The following is a 22,176-nucleotide window of genomic DNA, read 5'->3' on the forward strand; positions in this document are numbered from 1 at the left end:
ATTACTCTCCTAACTTTTCCCCTATCTTTGTTACGCTTCCTGTTCCTCTTAGAAAGTCACCAGCGTCCATCCGTTTTTTACCTGCCGGTTGAATACTCGTAATTTTGATCCCTTTGCCATCTCCACACGCAACAATCATTCCATCATCAGTTAACTTAACAATTTCCCCTGGTTCAGCTCGATAGCCTTCATTCGTTTCTTCTCCCCACCATATTTTCACATTCTTATTATGTAGCGTTGTAAAGGCTACCGGCCATGGGTGAAGACCACGTATATGATTGTAAATTTCCCTACTAGGTCGTTCCCAATTAATTTTCTCTTGTTCCCTAGTTATATTGTACGCATAAGTTGCCATTTCATCATTTTGTTTTTGTCTTTCACTCTTGCCATTTAATAAATCTGGTAGTGTTTGATGCAGGAGTTCTGCTCCAGCTTGACTTAATTTATCGTGTAACGTACCTACATGGTCATCGTTCGTAATAGGTACTGAGACTTGACTTATCATATCACCAGCATCTAATTGTTCTACCATATACATGATGGTAACCCCTGTCTCAGTTTTCCCTTGTAAAATTGCATAGTGAATAGGTGCGCCACCACGAAGTTCTGGTAATAGCGATGCATGAACATTAATACAACCATATATTGGGCCTTCTAATAGTGGTTTCGGTAGTATTTGTCCAAAAGCAGCAGTTACGATAATATCTGGTTGATAATCTAATACCGTTTGGTAATCATGTTTTATTTTTTCTGGTTGAAACACTGGAATACCATGTTTTTCTGCTTCAACCTTTACAGGTGGGGGTGTTAACGTTTTTTTTCTCCCTTTTGGTCTGTCTGGTTGGGTAACCACCACAACAACCTCGAAATCATCTTGAATTAACTGTTGTAAAATTGGAACAGCAAAATCTGGTGTTCCCATAAAAGCAATTTTTTTCATGATCCTACTCCTTTATTACATCAATTGATAAGGTTGTAAATCAACACTTATTAACAACTCATTTTTCTGTATATCTGTTTGGTAATGCGCTAAAATTTTTTGTATGATCTTGCGTTGGTTCGGTTCATTTTTGTATTTTATCATGCATTGATAACGATATCTATCTTTGATTCTTGTTAGGGGTGAAGGGGTTGGCCCTAGAACAGTCGCTTGTGTTGATAAATATTTTAACATTAATTGTGTTATAGTTTGGGTGACCTCGATCACCTTCGCTTGGTTTGGATGAGAAACCGTAATTAAGGTTAAGAAGAAATATGGAGGATACTGAAACGTCTTCCTAATCTTCATTTCTTCCTGAAAGAAGGCTTCATAATCATACTGACTAGCTAACTGAACACTATAATGTTCAGGTGTATAAGTTTGAATAATAACTTCTCCTGGTAACTGGTGCCGTCCTGCTCTGCCACTAACTTGAGTCAACAACTGAAACGTCTTTTCAGCTGCACGAAAATCAGGTAAGTTTAATAACGAATCAGCGGCTAACACTCCTACTAGTGTAACATTTGCAAAATCTAACCCTTTTGCAATCATCTGTGTACCAAGAAGAATATCTGCTTGCTTGTTTGCAAACTGATTTAATAATTTTTCATGTGCACCTTTTCTTCTTGTAGTATCAACATCCATGCGTATAACACGACCTTCCGGTAACAACTGCTGCAACGCTTCTTCAACCTTCTGTGTTCCCGTACCAAAATAACGAATCATATCACTTTCACATTCTGGACAAATCATTGGCATTTTTTCTTCATACGAACAGTAATGGCATTTTAAGCGTTCATTTCTACGATGATAGGTTAACGCAATATCACAATGCGGACAATTCATCACATGACCACAGTCCCGGCACATGACAAATGTTGAATATCCTCTTCGGTTTAAAAATAATACAATCTGTTCATTTCGTTGTAATCTTGCTTCCATTTGTTCTTTCAACTGTGTCGAAAACATCGTCCGATTTCCTGCATGTAATTCATCACGCATATCTACTAGTTTCACCGCAGGCATTGTCGCATTATTCATTCGTTCTGAAAGTGTTAACAGTTGATAGACACCTTTTTTTGCTCTCGCAAACGATTCGAGCGTTGGGGTTGCACTTCCTAAAACAACTGGACAATCATGTTGCCTACCACGAAAGATCGCTACATCCCGGGCATGATAACGTGGGTGGTCTTCTTGCTTATAACTTGTTTCATGCTCCTCATCAATAATAATAATTCCAATATTTTCAAATGGGGCAAAGATTGCTGACCGTGCACCAACTGCTACTTTTACTTGTTTCCGTTGAATTTTTCTCCACTCATCAAATTTTTCACCTTTCGATAATGCACTATGTAATACAGCTACTTCAGATCCAAATCGTCCTTTAAAACGATCGACCATCTGCGGTGTTAAAGCTATCTCTGGAACAAGTACGATTGCTTCCTTTCCTTGGTCAATCACTGTTTGAATTGATTGCAAATAAACTTCTGTCTTTCCACTACCAGTGACACCATGTAGCAAGAAAACCTCGTGTTGCCTTTGATTAATCGATGCATGAATAGGTTCAATTGCCGCTTGTTGTTGATTGGTTAATGGCAAGGGGGACGTTCTTGTAAATCGTCTTTCATCATACGGATTTCGGTACACTTCTTGTTTAAAATCTATTAGGAACCCGCGATCAATAAGTGGCTTCAACGTCGATCTACTGGTCCCTAATTGCGCTAATAAGTCACTTTGTTTTATAGGGCCTGGTTGACTTGCCATAAAATGAAGAATATGTTTTTGTTTTGTTGCTTGCTTGGGCAAATTTTCGATTTCTTCATCTAGGTCAAATGATTCATGATTGGCTTTTATCATCGTCATCTTTTTAACTGTTTCTTTGGAATGAACTAAATAATTCACTTCTATAATGCCATCGTTTATTGCTTGTTGAAGCGATGACAAACTCCCATTCCTAGATGTGAACTCCTCATAATCTATATTATCTCTCCCTGCGAAGATTTGTTCTAATCGTTCTGGCAACCCTTCTTCGGTTAATCGTTGTAACTGTTTATGGTATTTTGCCTTTAACACTTGGGGTAACATAACTTGAAATGCTGAAATATAGAAACTTAATGTTTTTTCAGCCATCCATTTCCCCAACGTTAGTAACTCTTCTGTTAATACCGGGGTGACATCCATAACATCATCAATATTTTTTAACTTGTTAAACTCAGATTCGTCTGTAATCTCTAAAACAAACCCCATAATTTTTCTAGGACCAAATGGTACAATCACCCGCATTCCTTTTTTCAAAGAACCTTTAAACCTATTTGGTATTTGATAATCAAAAACATGGTTGGTTTGACTAGCCGGAACATCGACTACCACTCTGGCAATATTCATTTCAACTCATCCTCAAAGTCCGAACGAATGAATTGCAACAGTTGTTTAGCAATTTCCGTTTTACTGGATAACGGAAGCGAAGATTTATCCCCTTTGCTATTTAAATATGTCACTACATTCGTATCTCCACCAAAACCAGCGCCATCAGTCGTAATATCATTAATGACAATGGCATCTAGATTTTTTTCGGTTAATTTTTTCTGACCATAGGTAATCGCATTGGATGATTCCGCTGCAAAACCGACTAAAAATTGGTTTTGTTTTCTTTCCCCAAGTTCTTTTATAATATCTTTTGTCCGTTCCATCTCAATGGATAGATTGCCTTCGTCTTTTTTCATTTTTTGATCATAAACAGTAGCTGGTCGGTAATCCGCAACAGCTGCAGCTTTTATTACGATATCTGCTTGCTGAAAGTGCACCATCATTTCTTGATACATTTCTTCCGCTGTTGTTATATCAATTCTGTTGACCCCGTTTGGAGTGGATAAATGCACTGGCCCTGCAACCAATGTTACATCAGCACCTAGTCGTGAAGCCTCAGAAGCTAACGCAAATCCCATTTTTCCAGAAGAATGATTGGTAAAAAAACGTACCGGATCAATACTCTCTATTGTTGGCCCAGCAGAGATTAGTACTTTTTTTCCTTTTAATAATGGAGAGATGTTACTATCATTGCTTATTACATCAATGATTGTTTCAGGTTCTTCTAATCTCCCTTTCCCTACATAGCCACATGCCAAGTAACCACTACCAGGTTCAATAAACTTATATCCCCACTTGTCCAGTTTGATCATGTTCTCTTGAACTGCTGGATGATTATACATATGTACATTCATCGCTGTTGCAATATAAACAGGTGCTTCTGTTGCAAGTAGTGTGGTGGATAACATATCATCGCCAATCCCATTTGCCAGTTTTCCGATCATGTTAGCAGTGGTGGGTGCAATAATAAAAATTGAGGCCCAGTCTGCTAAATCGATATGTGCAATTTTAGCTGGGTCTTTCTCATCAAATGTATCGGTATAAACTGGATTACGTGATAGCGCTTGAAAGGTTAGAGGAGAAACAAATTCTGTCGCATTTTTCGTCATGATTACTTTTACATTTGCCCCTTGCTGTGTCAATTTGCTTGTCAATGCACAAGCTTTATAAGCAGCGATACCACCCGATACACCTAAAACAACATTTTGATCTTTTAGCATTTTAACTGGTTTCTCCTTCCAATTAGTAATTACATATTTGTACCAAACTCAAATAAATTAACCCTCGCTAGCAAGAGAGCAGAACGAGGGTTAGCATACCACTTAGTTTTGTGATATTCGTTATATGATTGGTATTTTCTTATTCCTCACCAGGAGTATACGTTAATTTACCCGCTTGGATTTCTTCTAGTGCCATACCGACATATTTGTGTGACTTCCTATTATCTAACTGAAACCTTTTCGTCTCTTGCATTTGACGAGCACGTCTAGCTGATAATGTAACGAGCGTATACTTCGAATTAATTTTTGTTTGTAATTTGTCAATGGATGGTTCGAGCATCATCCTAAATCAGCCTCCAATACCTTTTTATATTGCTTTGCAACTCGTTCACGTTTGCAATGTTCACTACGCACAATCGATTGAACTTTTTCAACAGCATGGTCAATTTTATCATTTACAACCACATAGTCATACGCATCCATCATATCAATTTCCTCTTTAGCTGCCAACAAACGATTCTTTACTAATTCTTCCGTTTCTGTCCCACGACTTACGATTCGATTTTTCAATTCCTCTAGACTCGGAGGAAACAAGAAAATAAATACGCCTTCTGGGAAGTTTTTCTTTACTTGAAGGGCTCCTTGAACTTCAATCTCTAAAAAGACATCTTTACCTGATTCTAAAGTTTCCTCGACATAGTCCCTTGGTGTCCCATAATAATTACCAACATATTCGGCGTATTCCAGTAGTTTATTGTTTTGAATCATATTTTCGAAGTCATCTCTACTTCGGTAAAAATAATCAATACCTTCCTGTTCTCCTTCTCTCATTGCACGTGTCGTCATCGATATGGAGTATTTTAATTCGGTATCTTTTTCAAATAGAGCTTTACGAACCGTCCCTTTCCCAACACCTGATGGACCGGATAATACAAACAAAATTCCCTTCTCTTTAATCACTATCTTTCCTCCTAGCTATTCGTCAGAAATCTCTTCATGACTGATTACGCGTTGTCCTACCGTTTCTGGCTGAACAGCAGATAACACAACATGATCACTATCAGTAATAATAACTGCTCTTGTACGTCTTCCATATGTAGCATCTACTAATTTATCATTATCTCTTGCAACTGTGATAATTCTTTTAATCGGTGCTGATTCAGGTGATACGATAGATATAATCCGATTTGCTGATACTACATTACCAAAACCAATATTTATTAAACGTAAACTCATCGTAGTTCCCCCTCTAAGTGTGTACGTTTTTATACACATCTATAATATCGAAATGTATTTTTTCTATCTATATTACCATTACTTGGATAATGCGCACAAATTTTATTATAATATATGAATTGTATCCTTGGAAACAAATAACTTACTCGACGTTTTGAATTTGTTCCTTGACTCTCTCTATTTCACTCTTTAACAGGACAATTAACTCACTAATTTGTACGTCATTTGATTTGGAGCCGATCGTATTTGTTTCGCGATGCATCTCTTGCAAGATAAAATCCAATTTTCTACCAACCGCGCCTTGTTGTTTGATTGTTTCTAAAAATTGCTCAGCATGACTTTGCAAGCGAATAACCTCTTCCGTTATGTCACCTTTCTCTGCAAGTAAAGCAATATCTTGATAAAGCTTTGTTTCTTGGTTAGGTAGCTGCTCTTCTTGAAGATGCTCAGCTATACGTTTTTGAATTCTTTCTTGATACTCTATTATAACAATATTTCTTCGATTTCCCAACTTTTCCACTGTCTTCTGTATAAAATCCATTCGTTTCAGGAGATCTTCACCTAATTGTTCCCCCTCTACTTTTCGCATGGATATTACTTGCTGACACGCTTGATCTAGTGCTTTATAAATGGTTTCATGTACATCTTCATCGACATATTCCTTTTCTTGAATAGAGAATAAACTATCCATTTGGGTCACAACCTCCATCGGTATGTCCCCTTCAAGTTGATACCGTTCTTTTGTTTGCTTCAAACTATGTATGTATTGATCCATTAAATCCCAATCGACTATTAGATCGCGTTGTACACTACCTTCTCCTTCGAGAGAAATAAATACCTCAATTCTGCCACGATGGAAATAAGATTTAATAGCTTTCTTAATCCTTTCTTCCATTACCATGAAAGAACGAGGCATTTTTAAGGAGATATCTAAAAATCGATGGTTTACACTGCGGATCTCAACCGCAACAGTCATGTTCTCTATAGACATCTCATTTCTTCCATACCCCGTCATACTTAACACCATAAAATCACATCCATTACATTTTTTAAAGAAAACTTGGCGACTGCCAAGCGTTAGCGAAGGCAGAGCCTTAGTTGCACTTATACTGATTTCTTAAAAATTTTAACTACGTCGTGATTCATCCGCGCTAAAATTTTATCTTTTCTATCAGTGTAAAGAAAACTTGACGACTGACAAGCGTTAGCGAAGGCAGAGCCTTAGTTGCACTTATACTGATTTCCTAAAAATTTTAACTACGCCGCGCATCATCCGCGCTAAAATTTTATTTTTTCGATCAGTGTAAAGAAAACTTGACGACTACCAAGCGTCAGCGAAGGCAGAGCTTTAGTTAAATTTATACTATCATCCACAAAGGCGTAGGATTTCGATAGTAAAAGCAAGTCATCTTCCATCATAACAAAAAATAACTTGGATGCATATGTGATACAAATTGAAGAGGCTGTCCCATAAGCAAGAGACAGCCTCCTTATACCACTATTATTTTTTTGTGAATCCAAATAAAACAGTTGGTATTGCACTAAGGGATAAGATTAACATCCAATCGTGTAATCCTAAATGCATTGTATGGAAAATTGGTTGCAGTGGCTCGAAATAAATAACTACTAATAAAAGTAATATAGAAGATATGACGGCCCCTACTAAATATAAATTTTCAAATGGGTTACGAACAAATACAGACTTTTCACTTCTACAATCAAACACATGAATGAGTTGTGCCATTACTAAAGTAGTAAAAGCAACGGTTTGTGCGTAACGTAAATGATCAGGGTTACCTTGATAGGCGGTCATGAATGCAATCAGTGTCACAATTCCAATCATAAACCCTCTTGTAATAATTTTAAAACCTAACCCTCTAGCAAAAACACCCTCTTTAGGGTTTCTTGGTTTCCGTTTCATGACATCGCCTTCGGATTGATCTAATCCAAGCGCCATCGCTGGTAAACCATCCGTCACAAGGTTCACCCATAAAATTTGAACTGGAACTAAAGGCAACGGCAATGCCAACAACATCGCAAACAACATAACTAATATTTCCCCAACATTTGAAGCAAGTAGGTAACGAATAAACTTTCTTATATTTTCATAAATATTTCTTCCTTCTTTAATAGCAGATTTAATGGTAGCAAAGTTATCATCTAGTAATATAAGAGAAGAGGATTCCTTGGCAACATCTGTCCCACTATACCCCATACTAATACCGATATCGCTCGCTTTAATGGCTGGCGCGTCATTAACACCATCACCTGTCATCGCCACAATATGTCCTTTTTGTTGGAAGGCTTTGACAATTTTCAATTTATGTTCCGGGGATACCCTAGCAAATACATAAACCTCTTCTATAATTTCACTTAATTGTTCTTCTGTCATATTACTTAGTTGGTGGCCTTCTATTACTTTTCCGTATTCAGGGATTATTTGTAGTTGCTTTGCAATCGCATGAGCAGTCTTTGCATGATCCCCAGTAATCATAACCGTTTTAATCCCTGCTTGCCTACATTCTTCTATCGCTGCTTTTACCTCTTTACGTGGTGGATCAATTAGTCCATTAATACCAACAAAAGTCAAATCTTTCTCCAGTAATAAATCGTCATAAGGTTGATCAGGAGAAATTGATTTCACACATACTGCAATCGTCCGTAATGCGTGCTCAGCCATCTGGTCAATCACATAATTAATGTTATTTTGATCTTTTGCTCGCAGTGGTCGTCTTGCACCATCCTCTTGAATATAAGTTGTGCGTGGTAACAACACATCTGGTGCACCTTTGGTAACAACAAAACGGTGTCCATTTTCATTTTCTACCACTACCGTCATTCTTTTACGATCTGAGTCAAATGGTATTTCATGTACGATTTTAAATTGTTCTGTTTCTTTTTGATCAATTTTGGCTTTTCGTGCTGCTACAAGCAGCGCACCTTCTGTTGGGTCACCATCAACGACCCAATTCCCTTTCTTTTTTTCTAAACTAGCATGATTACATATCGCACCATATAACAACATCTCATCTAAATTTGAATCCTTCATTTTTGTTCCATTTTTATAAAAGGCCCCTTTTATGTCATACCCCTCACCAGATACGTCAATTAATTGATGATTGACATAAATTTGTTTGACTGTCATTTGATTTTCTGTCATTGTTCCCGTTTTATCTGAACAAATTACCGAAGCACTACCTAAGGTTTCCACTGCGGACAGTTTCCGTACAATTGCTTTTTTCTTAATCATCCGTTGAACCCCTAACGATAAAGCAACGGTAACAATTGCTGGAAGACCTTCAGGAATGGCCGCGACAGCAAGGGATACACCCGCTAAAAACATATCATATGTTGGATGTCCTTGATACACTCCGACAACAACAACGAATGCCGTCAAAAGAAGTGCTACAACAATTAAAATTTTCCCTAATTCCGCTAATTTACGTTCTAATGGAGTGACTACTTTTTCCGTATTAACAAGTAAGTCAGCGATTTGTCCCATCGCAGTATTCATGCCTGTCCCAACGACAATCCCTATTCCGCTGCCTCTTGTAGCTAACGTTCCCATAAAAGCCATGTTTTTCTGATCAGATGGCTCTAAATCTTCTTGTTGAATTACGGAGGCGTGTTTTGCAATCGGCAGAGATTCACCAGTAAGCGCGGATTCTTCCATCTCTAAGCTATTCGATTGAATTAAGCGGATATCTGCTGCAGCACGGTCACCACTATTCACCCTCACCATATCACCGATTACAACTTCACTTGATGGAACTTTTATCCACTTTCCATCACGACATACAGTAGCCATTGGAGCAGATAATTCTTTCAATTTCGCTAATGATCTTTCTGCTTTTTGTTCCTGAAAAAAACCTATACATCCATTAATAAGAACAATGACCATAATGGCGATTGCATCAATATACTCCCCTAATAACCCAGAGACTAAAGTAGCAACTAGCAATACTAATACCATAAAGTCTTGAAATTGTTTTAAGAATACAAGCCATAATGGTGTCTGCTTACCATCTTGTAATACATTTGCACCGAATTTCTTGTAACGATTATCTGCTTCTTTTGAGGTAAGACCGTAATCCGTATCCACCCCCAATTTTTTTCTTAATGAGTCCGTATCATATTGGTACCATTTCACATAACATTCCTCCATGTACGTATCTGTCTGTTGTATATGTATTCAGACTCGTCCAAAAAAATGCTATAATTAGGTGTACATGTTTGGGCTAGTATCATTTCTTAATCGAGTATTTTGCTACGAGGCCCGTTCTGTTTAACTTTAAGGCGTTCTAACATGGTTGTTTTGATTGCAGCGTATTTGATATATTAAAATTTCTGCACAAATTCCACTTCTACTTTGGTATAGGATTAGATCAAATAAGAGGAAGCTTTGCCAATCAATAAGGATACTTATCCTCTAGGTTAGGATACATAGATCTCCTTTCAAAAGAAGAAGGAAGATCGAAACAAAATTATGTGCACATATATCATTATTTCGGAAAAAAATCATGGAGAATACTGCCCACTTACAAGAGGTGATTAATATGGCTTTTGACGGCATTGTCACAAGAGCAATAACGAATGAACTAAGTCAGGAATTAACAACAGGAAGAGTAATGAAAATCTACCAACCAACAGAAACAGAATTGCTTTTGACAGTTCGAAGTTTCGGGAAAAATAAAACATTGTTACTATCTGCTCATTCGAGCTACTCTCGTTTTCATTTAACGGAAGACACTTACCATAATCCAAAAGAGCCCCCAATGTTTTGTATGCTTCTCAGAAAGCATCTAATTGGCGGGTTCATTGAATCAATTGAACAATACGAAAATGAACGTATTGTCTACTTCCATGTGAAAAGTAAAAATGAAATTGGTGATGAAACAAGCAAAACGTTAATAATTGAAGTAATGGGGAAACATAGCAACATATTATTAATTGATAAAGACAAAGGACATATTTTGGATAGCATCAAACATGTCCCACCTGCCCAAAATCGGTTTAGAACGATCTTGCCAGGTCAGGAATATATCTTACCGCCAGATCAAGGCAAAATAAATCCACTTACAATAGACAGTGCTACTTTTATCAAAAAGTTGGATTTCAATGCCGGTCAATTAGATAAACAGATTGTCAGCAACTTCATGGGTTTTTCCCCTTTAATTGCAAAGGAAATTGTACAACAGGCACACCTGGGATCTGTTGACCGTTATCGAACGGTATTTACAGATATTCAACATACTATTTTAAATCATCACTATGAACCAGCAATTTTCAAAACAAATAAAGAAGATTTTTATGTCTTACCGTTAACATCCATGAATTCTGAAATAAAGAGTTTTTCTACTATTAGCGGTATGCTTGACACATTTTATTCAGGCAAAGCAGAACGTGATCGAGTGAAACAACAAGCTGGAGATTTATCACGTTTTCTAAAAAACGAACGAGATAAAAACACACGTAAAATCAAGAAACATAAACAAACATTAAAAAAGGCGGATAAGGCTGAAAAATATCAGCATTTTGGTGAACTACTTACAGCTAATATGCATGCTATAAAACATGGGGACAAGTCAGCAACAGTACTTGACTATTATGATCCAGAACAAAAAGAAATTGAGATTGAGTTAAACCCGAACAAGACCCCAAGTGAAAATGCTCAAAGCTATTTTAAAACCTATCAGAAATTGAAGAAGTCAAAACAAATTGTTGTGGAAGAAATTGACAAAGCAGAACAAGAAATTCGCTATTTAGATGATTTAATACAACAAATCGAGGGTGCTCGTGAACAGGATATTGAAGAAATTCGCGAGGAGTTACGTGAGCAAGGGTATCTCAAATCGAAAGGGACGAATAAGAAAAAGCGTAAAAAACCAATGAAACCAGAACCTGAGCAATTTTTCGCTAGTGACGGCACCTTAATTCTAGTAGGAAAAAATAATAAACAAAATGAATACGTAACAAATCGAGTAGCGGCGAGAGACGATATTTGGTTACACACAAAAGATATTCCTGGTTCACACGTTGTCATACGTGATAAAAATCCAAGTGAAGAGACACTAATGGAAGCAGCTCAATTAGCAGCATATTTTAGTAAATCTAAAAATTCTTCATCTGTTCCAGTTGACTACACTTTAATCCGTCACGTCAAAAAACCAAATGGTGCCAAACCTGGTTTTGTAACATATGACAACCAAAAAACATTATTTGTTACTCCCGAAGCTGACGATGTACAGAAATTAAAACAACGACCTACATCTCAATAATTAAATGAAACAAAAAGGAACACGAGCAATCAAACAAAGCTCGTGTTCCTTTCAATTTAAAACCGTTTTGTAACACTATTACTTTCGTAAACATCACTTCTTTAATGCGCACAATCTATATAATACGCAATAAATTTACTTAATCTTACTATAATTGAAAAGAGTGCTATGAGGTCGCTGCGGCTCGTGCTGTTCCCATAGGACAAGGAAGGCTTCGGTAGCGATACATCGCACGAAGAAAATTGGTTTGTATTTTCGAAGAGTCTCCGTATTTTGCCTTCGCTGAGATAAGTTCTTTGATTAGTAGTAAATGGAATACTATATAAATTAAAAATAGCGAGTTCTGTAATGTTGTGTTAACGTGCCTTTAACAATAAAAATGTATATTTATATTTATGATCTTTATTAAGCAATGCTCTATAAACTTCAGATCACCGGAATAAGCGTAGTGTATTTCCGTAGCGCCGTTTAGCACTAACCTTATTAGAATGGACAGAAGTCATATGCAGTTATGTCATATTATATAGATACTATGCAGGTAATCTTCAATAAATAGCATGTCAATGAATTTGAATATAAAAGTAAACTAATGCGTGATTAACTTATGCTTAGCTGGAAATTATGTTAATTGCTTAAACAAACCGTCTCGCCAAGTAAGCAATTGTTGCTGTTCCTCGGTCGTTAGTTTTTCTGCTATAACTAATTCGTCTAACAACACATCAAAGTTTGTTAGGCTTTGCATTGACAAACCCTCTCTATTAAAGGCTTCGCTAGCTTGTGTTAACCCATAACTAAAAATCGCTAAAACACCAAGAATGTTCGCACCTTCCTGTTGTAATGCTAGTGCCGCGTTTAAAGAAGATCCACCAGTTGATATTAAGTCTTCTATCACTACAACATTTTGCCCTGGTACAATCTCACCTTCAATTTGATTGCCTTTTCCATGTTCCTTTGGTTTTGATCGCACATAAACCATCGGTAAACCTGTTTTCTCTGCTATCCACGCAGCATGTGGTATACCGGCAGTGGCACATCCTGCAATTACATCTGGCTTTTCATCTAATCGATTGATTAACTCGATAAATGCTTCTGCAATTTTTTCTCGAATTTTTGGATAAGACATTGTCAATCGATTATCACAATAAATAGGTGACTGAATGCCTGATGTCCATGTAAAAGGAGCATTAGAATCAATTTGGACTGCTTCAATCGCATATAAATCATTTGCAATTTCACGCTTTCTTAACATGTAACCACTCCTTCTCTGCTTTTTGATAGGCTTCACGCGGATCTATGGCACTTGTGACGCTTCTTCCTATTACAAGCGCATCTGTTCCATATTCCTTTGCCAATCCGGGTGTTGCCACTCTTTTCTGATCATTTGTACTAGTGTTTGTTAAGCGTATGCCAGGAGTTATCGTCCAAAAGTCTGTTCCACAATGGTCCTTAATGTTTGGGACCTCATGAACAGAACAAACGACCCCATCTCCACCACTGTCTTTGGTTAACTTAGCTAAATGCTGAACCGTATCATTTATGCTTGATTTAACTTGTAAATCTTCCTGAAGAGTACAAGTATCCATTGAAGTTAAAACCGTCACCGCTATTAATTTCGGCGGTAACCCTTGACTGGTACCTTGAATTAGTCCTTCTTTAGCAGCATGAATCATTTCACGACCACCGAATGCATGAACATTCACCACATCCACCCCAAGTGTAGCTAAATTACACATTGCATTTTTTACCGTTGTAGGAATATCATACAGTTTTAAATCTAAAAAAATTGGATGATTGTTCTCTTTTAACTTTTCGATCACTATAGGCCCTTCTTTATAAAATAATTCCATTCCCACTTTAACAGGGACTCCTTGTAATTGATGCTTCTTAATGAAAGTATCTGTTTGGAACCAATTTGGGAAATCAAGCGCGAGAAAGATTGGTTTCATGTTCATGCCCCTTTCCAACAGCATCCTCAACCGAAGAGAATCCATATTTGTTTAAAACATGAGGTAATGCCTGAATTACTTCTGGACATACAGTTGGATTATGAAAATTAGCTGTACCAATTGCAACAGCGTTTGCTCCTGCTAACAAAAATTCAAGCACATCCTCGGCAGTCATAATCCCCCCCATACCAATAATTGGGACCGACACATGCTGATAGACATCATAAATCATTCGGATCGCAATTGGCTTAATTGCAGGACCAGATAAACCACCAGTCTTATTCGCAAGAACAGGGGTACGATTTTCTAGGCTAATCTGCATCCCTGTTAATGTATTAATCATCGTTAATCCATCCGCTCCAGCATTCTCTACAGCCTTAGCCATACCAACGATATCTGCTACATTTGGTGATAATTTGACATAAACAGGGACATTCCCACTTGCTTGTTTGACATGGTACGTCACTTCACTAGCTAATTCTGGATTTGTCCCAAATTGGATCCCTCCCTGTTTCACATTCGGACATGAAATATTTAGTTCAATCGCATCGACTTTCGCTTTGCTTGTCAATACCTTTGTAACTTCGATATATTCACTAACTGTACTACCCGCCACATTTGCTATAACCGGTACATCATACGATCGTAAATTGGATAGTTCTTCGTCGATAATGCGTTCAACACCTGGGTTTTGTAGGCCAATTGCATTCAGCATACCTGATGATGTTTCCGCAACCCTTGGTGTGAGATTTCCATAGCGCTCCTCTTTCGTAGCAGCTTTAATGATGATTGCTCCAAGTTGATTTAAGTCGAACAGTTCACTAAATTCACGACCAAACCCAAAGCAACCAGATGCTGGCATGACTGGATTCTTTAAATCTAACCCTGGCAGTCTTGTTTGTAAATTCATCTTAATACCACCTCATTCGCTCGAAACACTGGTCCATCTTTGCATATTTTTTTAAAGCCATTTGTTCCATCATTTGTTGGAACAACGCAGGCATAGCAAGCGCCAATTCCACACCCCATTCGTTGTTCAATTGAAATATATCCATCTTGATATGCCAATTTGTTTGTGACGGCTTGCAACATTCCCGTTGGTCCACATGAAAAGTAATAATCATATTTCAAAGAGAGTTGATCAACTACATCTGTTACATATCCTTTATACCCATATGTGCCATCATCTGTTACGACATGACAATCTCCAAGTTGGTTAAATTTTGATTCATAAAATACATTGGAACTTGATTGGAATCCTAAAATGGAAATAACCTCAATACCTTGGTCTGCTAATTTTTTTCCTAAGTAATAAAGCGGGGGAACACCAATCCCTCCCCCTATTAATAAAGCCTTCGACATATTGATCGAATCTATAGGATAGCCCGTTCCACATGGGAGCAGCACTTCTAACCGTTCGCCAACCTTGTATTGTCCTAATTGTGCAGTACCTGATCCAACTACTTTAAAAATAATCGTCACTGTCTGTTCCATTAAATCAACATCCGCAATCGATATTGGTCTTCTTAGTAGATGTGAACTGTTACTGCCAACATTGATATGAACAAACTGTCCTGGTTGTATACCTGTTGTAATACCTGGTGCCGCTAATGTCATCTCGATCGTGTCCTGTGCAATAGTCTCTACCTTAGTAACTTCCACTATTTTCTTTTTCATTACAAAACAACAGCCTTTCTTTCTACAACTGGTCTTGCAGTAAATGTTGTCGAATCGATTACATTTAAAATCGCCTCAGCCGTATCTAGACTTGTTAAACAAGCAAGGCCATGTTCCACCGCTTCTCTTCTAATTCTAAATCCATCGGAGCGTGGTTGCCTTCCAGAGGTCAGTGTATTAACAACAAATTGAACCTCTCCCTGTTCTATAATAGACAGTACATTTTTCCCCTCAGCATCAACCTTCCCTACGGCTGTAACAGGCAAATCATGTTGATTCACAAAAGCTGCTGTTCCTTCTGTTGCATATAATTGAAAACCTAATTGATAAAATCTTTTGGCAATATCTAGCATTTCTTGTTTATCTTTATCTGCAACTGTCAATAAAACAGCACCTTCCATTGGAATTTTCACCCCTGATGCGATCAAGCCTTTATATAATGCTTTTTCTAATGTTTTATCACGCCCAATTGCTTCACCAGTTGATTTCATTTCAGGTCCTAACATTGTGTCCACACTACGCAATTTCTCAAATGAGAATACTGGTACTTTTACAGAAACGTGATCAGGTTCTGCTAATACGCCATTTTTATATCCCATTTCTGCTAGAGACTGTCCTAGAATGCAATTTGTTGCAATCTTTGCCATTGTCACTCCAGTAATTTTACTTAAAAATGGAATTGTTCTACTTGCTCTAGGATTTACTTCTAAGACATAGACTTGATTATGATGGATGACAAACTGAATATTAAGTAGCCCTTTGACTTGTAACTTTGATGCAATTTTTAATGTCATGTCCACACATTGTTGTTTCATCGTTTCACTAATTCGTTGGGTTGGGTAGACAGCGATCGAATCACCTGAATGTACCCCTGCACGTTCAATATGTTCCATAATGCCAGGGATGATGGTTGTTTCACCATCACTTATTGCGTCAACTTCTACTTCAATACCTGTTAAATATTTATCAATTAATACTGGGTGCTTATGTTTCGTGTTATTTGTCTTGACTAAATAACTGTCTAACTCTTCATCATTATAGACGATTTCCATTTGACTACCACCAATGACATAAGAAGGACGCACTAATACTGGATAACCAATGTCATTCGCAGCATCAATCGCTTGGTCCAACCTTCGAACACTTTTTCCTTGTGGTTGTAAAATATTTAATTCACCTAAAAGCTGTTCAAATTTATCACGATCCTCCGCTTGATCGATTGCTTCAAGTGAGGTTCCTAAAATTGTAACACCTCTTCGTTGGAGACCTTCTGCTAGATTGATAGCTGTTTGACCACCAAATTGAACGATCACGCCAATTGGTTTTTCTAATTCTATAACGTGCATCACATCTTCCAATGTTAGCGGTTCGAAGTATAATTTATCGGAAACACTAAAATCAGTTGAAACTGTTTCAGGATTATTATTCATAATGATCGCTTCATAACCTGCTTCTTTTAATGCAAGTACGGAATGAACGGTTGCATAATCGAATTCAATTCCTTGACCAATCCGGATAGGTCCAGACCCTAGAACAAGAACTTTTGACCGACTTGTTACAATCGATTCATTTTCTTCTTCATACGTACTATAGAAATAAGGTGTTTCCGACTCAAATTCAGCCGCACATGTATCGACCATTTTGTATACAGGTTGGACTTTTTGTGCTTGACGTAATGCATAAACGTCGTCCACTGGCATATTCCATATTCTTGCTATTTGTGTATCTGAAAAACCCATTTCTTTTGCTAGTTTTAACAATTCTATCGATTGATTATGTTCGGAAAGCTTTTGCTCCAAGTCTATTATTTTCTCTAATTTCCTTAAAAAATAACGATCAATCTTGGTCAACTCGTGCAAGTCCTCCACTGTAAACCTGCGTCGTAATGCTTCAGCAAGAATATAAATCCGTTCATCATCTGGTGTGACTAGTCTGTGTTTTAACTGTTCTTGAGAAAGGTCTGTTAAATTCGGTATCCATAAATCTTCAGAACTAATATCAACGGAGCGTACCCCTTTAAGAAGAGACTCTTCAAACGTACGACCGATCGCCATGACCTCACCAGTTGCTTTCATTTGTGTACCAAGTGTTCGGTTACCCGTTGTAAATTTATCAAAAGGAAAACGAGGTAGTTTGGTTACAACATAGTCTAGTGCAGGCTCATAACAAGCATAAGTTGTTCCCGTGATTGGATTAATAATTTCATCCAATGTTAAACCAACCGATATTTTAGCTGCTATCTTAGCAATTGGATATCCAGTAGCTTTCGAAGCAAGAGCTGATGATCTGCTTACCCTCGGATTCACTTCAATAATGTAATAATTAAAACTATTTGGATCTAACGCTAACTGAACATTACACCCACCCTCAATTTTTAATGCTCGAATAATTTTTAGGGATGCATTTCTTAGCATTTGATACTCTCGGTCACTTAAGGTTTGTGATGGAGCTGTAACAATAGAATCCCCTGTATGTATCCCAACCGGATCGATGTTCTCCATGTTACAAACAACAATTGCTTGATCATGTTGGTCTCGCATCACTTCATATTCAATTTCCTTGAAACCAGCAATATTTTTCTCTATTAAACATTGATTCACTGGCGATAAGGATAGACCATTACGGGTAATCTCTTTTAATTCTGCTTCGTTGTAACACATTCCCCCACCGGTTCCACCAAGTGTATAGGCAGGCCTTACAATTAGTGGATAACCAATTTGTTCAGCAAACCTTAAAGCTTGATCCGTAGTGGTAACGATCGTACTTTCCGGTACTGGTTCATCCAATTCATTCATTAATGTTCGAAATTTTTCACGATCTTCTGCCCGCTGAATAGCATCTAAGGAGGTGCCTAATAATTCTGTGTTACATTCTTCTAAAATACCTGTCGCCTCAATTTCCACCGCAAGATTAAGACCTGTTTGCCCCCCTAGTGTTGGTAAAATTGCATCAGGGCGTTCTTTTCGAATAATCTTACATAAGAAATCCACGGTTAACGGTTCCATATAAACCGTGTCTGCGATTGTATGATCCGTCATAATCGTGGCTGGATTCGAGTTTGCTAAGATGACCGTATATCCCTCTTCTTTTAATGATTGGCAAGCTTGGGTTCCCGAGTAATCAAACTCTGCTGCCTGTCCAATCACGATTGGACCTGATCCAATAACAAGTATTTTATTTATATCTGTACGCTTAGGCATGTCGTCTCCTCCTTCGTTGTAGTTTGATGCATATTGATCGTAGTCAAAAACTGATCAAATAGTTGGTTCGTATCCTCCGGACCTGGTGAACTTTCTGGATGATATTGGACGGAAAAGGCAGGGAATTTTTTATGTTGAATGCCTTCCACCGTTTGGTCATTTAATGCTACTTGTGTCAATTGTAAATCTGTTTTTTGTAATGACTCTCTAGTAACCGCATATCCATGATTTTGTGAGGTCATATACGTTTTATTGACAATCAAGTCCTTTACAGGATGGTTGGACCCACGATGACCAAAAGTTAGCTTTTCTGTATCTGCTCCACAAGCAAGCGCAAGTAATTGATGGCCTAAACAAATTCCAAAGATTGGGACTTTTTTTACAATATCTTTGATCATTTCAATTGCCTCTTGAACGGATTTAGGGTCCCCAGGTCCGTTAGTAAGCATCACACCATCAGGCTTTAACCGAAGAATGCTTTCAGCTGAATAATGATAAGGCACTACCGTAATATGACAATTTCTTTTGGTTAATTCTCTTAAAATGCCATGTTTCATCCCAAAGTCAACTAAAACGATACGATGGCCACGACCTGGAACAACGTATGGCTTGACAGTTGAGACTTGTTCTACTTGATTGGTTATAACTGGAGTTCTAGCGATTGTTGCTAATGCCCCCTCTATTGAATCATCTATAGACGTAAACACTGCTTTCATTGTTCCATGTTTTCGAATAATCCTTGTGAGTTTTCTTGTGTCAATTCCAGCTATACCAGGTATGTTGTTTGCCTTTAAGTAACTATCTAGTGTTTCTTCGTTGCGAAAGTTTGATGGTGTATCGCATACCTCTTTAACGATTAACCCATGAATTGAAGGGGTAATCGTTTCAAAATCATCTCGATTGATTCCATAGTTTCCTATTAGTGGATACGTCATCGTTACAATTTGTCCACAATAGGACGGATCAGATAAAATTTCTTGATAGCCTGTCATTCCAGTATTAAAAACCACTTCACCTACACTTGCCTCTCTACTTCCAAATGCTGTTCCCACAAATGTTGTCCCATCTTCAAGCACGAGCTGTCGTTTTTTCATAATAATCCTCCTCAAAAGCAATTCTTCCTGCAACCATTGTCATTACTGGTACGCCTGTTACCTTCCAGTGATCAAACGGGGTATTTTTTCCCTTTGAATAAAAACTATTTTTATTAATTACCGTCTCTTTCTCAAGATCGATGATCGTTATATCCGCAGTAACTCCTGGCTTTAATTGACCATATGGTAAACCAAAAGCCAAAGCTGGCTTGATCGTCATCCAATCAATTAATTGTTGTAATGTAACTTTTCCTGTCTTAACAAGATGCGTATGTAGTAAAGAAAAAGCTGTCTCAAAACCTACAATTCCAAATGGGGCATCTATTAACCCTTTAGACTTTTCATCTTCAGTATGTGGCGCGTGATCTGTTGCAATGAAATCGATTGTTCCATCTAGTAAACCTTCTAACAATGCTTGTTGGTCCTCTTTAGCGCGAAGTGGTGGATTCATTTTAAAGTTCCCATCATCTGTCACAACCGCTTCTTCATTTAACACTAAATGATGTGGAGTAACTTCTGCCGTGACAGGAATTCCAGCAGTTTTTGCATCTCTTATCACACGGACCGATTCTTTCGTACTAACATGACAGACATGGTAATGACACCCAGTCGCCTCTGCCAACAAAACATCTCGAGCAATTTGAACCGATTCGCAAACAGACGGTATGCCAGGAACTTGCAGGCGATCGCTCGTGATTCCATCATGAACGACACCATCATGTATGAGTGAGTTATCTTCACAATGGGCTACTACTGGCATGTTTAATTGTGCTGCTTTTATCATTGCCTGAAGCATTTGGTCTGCTGTTTGAATGCCAACCCCATCGTCTGTAAATGCGAAGGCGCCTGCTTCTGTTAATGCCTCCATGTCTGACAAGAACTCCCCAGACAATCCTTTCGTAATCGAAGCATATGGTAAAACTCTTACATGTGCTGTATCCTCTATTTTTTTCTTTATGTTATCTAAAGTCTCATGATTATCTGGCACTGGATTTGTATTCGGCATCGCACATACAGTAGTAAAACCACCCTTAGCTGCCGCCCTTGTTCCTGTCTCAATTGTTTCCTTTGCCTCTCCTCCCGGTTCCCTTAGATGAACATGGACATCGATAAAACCTGGTACGACGAGATTTCCATTACAATCCATCACTTTTGCACCATGTTTGGATAAGCCTTCACCGATTTCTTCAATGATGCCGTCTTGAATAGAAATCTCACAGGCTTCCAATTGATTATCTACTAATTGCACTGCGTTCGTTAATATTGTTCGCATGAGTATGAATCCCTCCATCTTGTAATAATCGATAAATAATTGCCATCCTTGCAGATACACCATTACTCATTTGTTTAAAAATTCTTGATCTAGCACATTCAACAAGTGCACTATCAATTTCAACTCCTCGATTAACTGGAGCTGGGTGTAAAATAATCGCATGTGGGGGCATTCTTTTCTCTCGTTCTTGTGTTAATCCGTATTTTTGTAGATAATCTTGGTTGTTCAAGGTTAAATGCTTGTGGTGCCTTTCATGTTGAATACGAAGTAACATCACCACATCACATTGCTCTACTGCATCATCAATATCCATATAAGGATAAGGTAAAGAGTGATCCTGCCATTCATGTTTTGATGAGAGAAATACCTGTGCTCCTAATGTGCTAAGCGCGTATGCATTCGACTTAGCTACCCGGCTATGCTTGATGTCTCCGACTATCGCCACTTTTAATCCAGAAAATTTTTGAAATTCTTGATAAATGGTTAAAAGATCTAGTAAGCATTGTGTCGGATGTTCCCCTTTTCCATCTCCTGCATTTACAACCGGAATGGATAGCTGTTCGGACAATTCCTGAATTACGTCATCTTTTGGATGTCTTACAACCAAAAGTGATGTACCTAGTGACTCAAAAGTTTTAGCAGTATCATATAAGCTTTCACCTTTTTGCACACTTGAACGCTCACTCATGAAATCCAGCACTTCCATTCCCAATGTTCGTTCGGCAACTACAAAACTCATTTTCGTACGTGTACTTGGTTCAAAAAATAAATTGGCAGCAAATAACTGTTTAGGAAACCTATCAATCCCATTTCGTTGGATATCGTCTGACAGTTTAATAAGTTGTAAGAGTTCATGCTTTGATAAATGTTTTATTGATACAAAGTTTTTCATAATCTCCCTCCTAA

Annotated in this window: 17 protein-coding genes; 1 reads left to right on the forward strand and 16 read right to left on the reverse strand. The window is 37.8% G+C overall.

Going from position 1 to position 22,176, the window contains the following annotated elements; genetic code table 11:
• Position 1: 1 nt before the first annotated feature.
• The 8 genes from fmt to FCI53_RS01040 all read right to left on the reverse strand — a co-directional run bounded on the left by fmt (position 2) and on the right by FCI53_RS01040 (position 9,952).
• On the reverse strand, positions 2 to 940 hold the full coding sequence (gene fmt / locus FCI53_RS01005; RefSeq protein WP_138414932.1) for a methionyl-tRNA formyltransferase: 939 nt from the start codon (positions 938 to 940) through the stop codon (positions 2 to 4).
• A 15-nt stretch (positions 941 to 955) separates the two neighbouring features.
• Positions 956 to 3,364 (reverse strand): primosomal protein N', encoded by a 2,409-nt coding sequence (priA, locus tag FCI53_RS01010; RefSeq protein ID WP_138414935.1) that lies wholly within the window; start codon positions 3,362 to 3,364, stop codon positions 956 to 958.
• Positions 3,361 to 4,566, reverse strand: coding sequence for a bifunctional phosphopantothenoylcysteine decarboxylase/phosphopantothenate--cysteine ligase CoaBC (gene coaBC, locus FCI53_RS01015; protein WP_138414937.1), 1,206 nt, complete (start codon positions 4,564 to 4,566; stop codon positions 3,361 to 3,363). The genes priA and coaBC overlap by 4 nt, the downstream gene beginning before the upstream one ends.
• A 139-nt stretch (positions 4,567 to 4,705) precedes the next feature.
• Positions 4,706 to 4,909, reverse strand: coding sequence for a DNA-directed RNA polymerase subunit omega (gene rpoZ, locus FCI53_RS01020; protein ID WP_138414939.1), 204 nt, complete (start codon positions 4,907 to 4,909; stop codon positions 4,706 to 4,708).
• Entirely contained in the window at positions 4,906 to 5,526 is a 621-nt protein-coding gene (gmk, locus tag FCI53_RS01025; RefSeq protein WP_138414941.1) for a guanylate kinase, read from the reverse strand. Before gmk ends, rpoZ begins: the two co-directional genes overlap by 4 nt.
• A gap of 15 nt (positions 5,527 to 5,541) precedes the next feature.
• A complete protein-coding gene (remA, locus tag FCI53_RS01030; RefSeq protein ID WP_138414943.1) occupies positions 5,542 to 5,802 on the reverse strand; it encodes an extracellular matrix/biofilm regulator RemA in 261 nt (86 codons plus the stop codon).
• Positions 5,803 to 5,944: 142 nt separating this feature from the next.
• The gene (locus tag FCI53_RS01035; RefSeq protein WP_138414945.1) at positions 5,945 to 6,829 is read right to left on the reverse strand and encodes a YicC/YloC family endoribonuclease; all 885 of its coding nucleotides are present in this window, start codon (positions 6,827 to 6,829) and stop codon (positions 5,945 to 5,947) included.
• 474 nt (positions 6,830 to 7,303) lie between these two features.
• Positions 7,304 to 9,952 (reverse strand): calcium-translocating P-type ATPase, SERCA-type, encoded by a 2,649-nt coding sequence (locus FCI53_RS01040; protein WP_281279484.1) that lies wholly within the window; start codon positions 9,950 to 9,952, stop codon positions 7,304 to 7,306.
• Positions 9,953 to 10,358: 406 nt separating this feature from the next.
• On the opposite strand from FCI53_RS01040, the gene FCI53_RS01045 reads away from it, so the two are divergent.
• Positions 10,359 to 12,080 carry an Rqc2 family fibronectin-binding protein gene (locus tag FCI53_RS01045; protein WP_138414949.1) on the forward strand — a complete coding sequence of 574 codons (1,722 nt, stop codon included), beginning with the start codon at positions 10,359 to 10,361 and terminating at the stop codon, positions 12,078 to 12,080.
• Between the two features lie 619 nt (positions 12,081 to 12,699).
• Here FCI53_RS01045 and pyrE read toward each other — a convergent pair.
• The 8 genes from pyrE to FCI53_RS01085 are packed head-to-tail and all read right to left on the reverse strand — an operon-like array spanning position 12,700 to position 22,162.
• A complete protein-coding gene (pyrE, locus tag FCI53_RS01050; protein ID WP_138414951.1) occupies positions 12,700 to 13,329 on the reverse strand; it encodes an orotate phosphoribosyltransferase in 630 nt (209 codons plus the stop codon).
• A complete protein-coding gene (gene pyrF, locus FCI53_RS01055; RefSeq protein WP_246049977.1) occupies positions 13,313 to 14,026 on the reverse strand; it encodes an orotidine-5'-phosphate decarboxylase in 714 nt (237 codons plus the stop codon). Before pyrF ends, pyrE begins: the two co-directional genes overlap by 17 nt.
• The gene (locus tag FCI53_RS01060) at positions 14,001 to 14,936 is read right to left on the reverse strand and encodes a dihydroorotate dehydrogenase (protein ID WP_138414955.1); all 936 of its coding nucleotides are present in this window, start codon (positions 14,934 to 14,936) and stop codon (positions 14,001 to 14,003) included. The genes pyrF and FCI53_RS01060 overlap by 26 nt, the downstream gene beginning before the upstream one ends.
• The gene (locus tag FCI53_RS01065; protein ID WP_138414957.1) at positions 14,933 to 15,703 is read right to left on the reverse strand and encodes a dihydroorotate dehydrogenase electron transfer subunit; all 771 of its coding nucleotides are present in this window, start codon (positions 15,701 to 15,703) and stop codon (positions 14,933 to 14,935) included. The genes FCI53_RS01060 and FCI53_RS01065 overlap by 4 nt, the downstream gene beginning before the upstream one ends.
• A complete protein-coding gene (carB, locus tag FCI53_RS01070) occupies positions 15,703 to 18,903 on the reverse strand; it encodes a carbamoyl-phosphate synthase large subunit (RefSeq protein WP_138414959.1) in 3,201 nt (1,066 codons plus the stop codon). The genes FCI53_RS01065 and carB overlap by 1 nt, the downstream gene beginning before the upstream one ends.
• The gene (locus FCI53_RS01075; RefSeq protein WP_138414961.1) at positions 18,882 to 19,997 is read right to left on the reverse strand and encodes a carbamoyl phosphate synthase small subunit; all 1,116 of its coding nucleotides are present in this window, start codon (positions 19,995 to 19,997) and stop codon (positions 18,882 to 18,884) included. The genes carB and FCI53_RS01075 overlap by 22 nt, the downstream gene beginning before the upstream one ends.
• Entirely contained in the window at positions 19,972 to 21,270 is a 1,299-nt protein-coding gene (locus FCI53_RS01080) for a dihydroorotase (protein WP_138414963.1), read from the reverse strand. The genes FCI53_RS01075 and FCI53_RS01080 overlap by 26 nt, the downstream gene beginning before the upstream one ends.
• Positions 21,230 to 22,162 (reverse strand): aspartate carbamoyltransferase catalytic subunit, encoded by a 933-nt coding sequence (locus tag FCI53_RS01085; RefSeq protein ID WP_138414965.1) that lies wholly within the window; start codon positions 22,160 to 22,162, stop codon positions 21,230 to 21,232. The genes FCI53_RS01080 and FCI53_RS01085 overlap by 41 nt, the downstream gene beginning before the upstream one ends.
• Positions 22,163 to 22,176: the final 14 nt, after the last annotated feature.

Origin of the sequence: Aquibacillus sediminis, assembly GCF_005870085.1 — a bacterium.
Classification (GTDB): Bacteria; Bacillota; Bacilli; order Bacillales; family Amphibacillaceae; genus Aquibacillus_E; species Aquibacillus_E sediminis.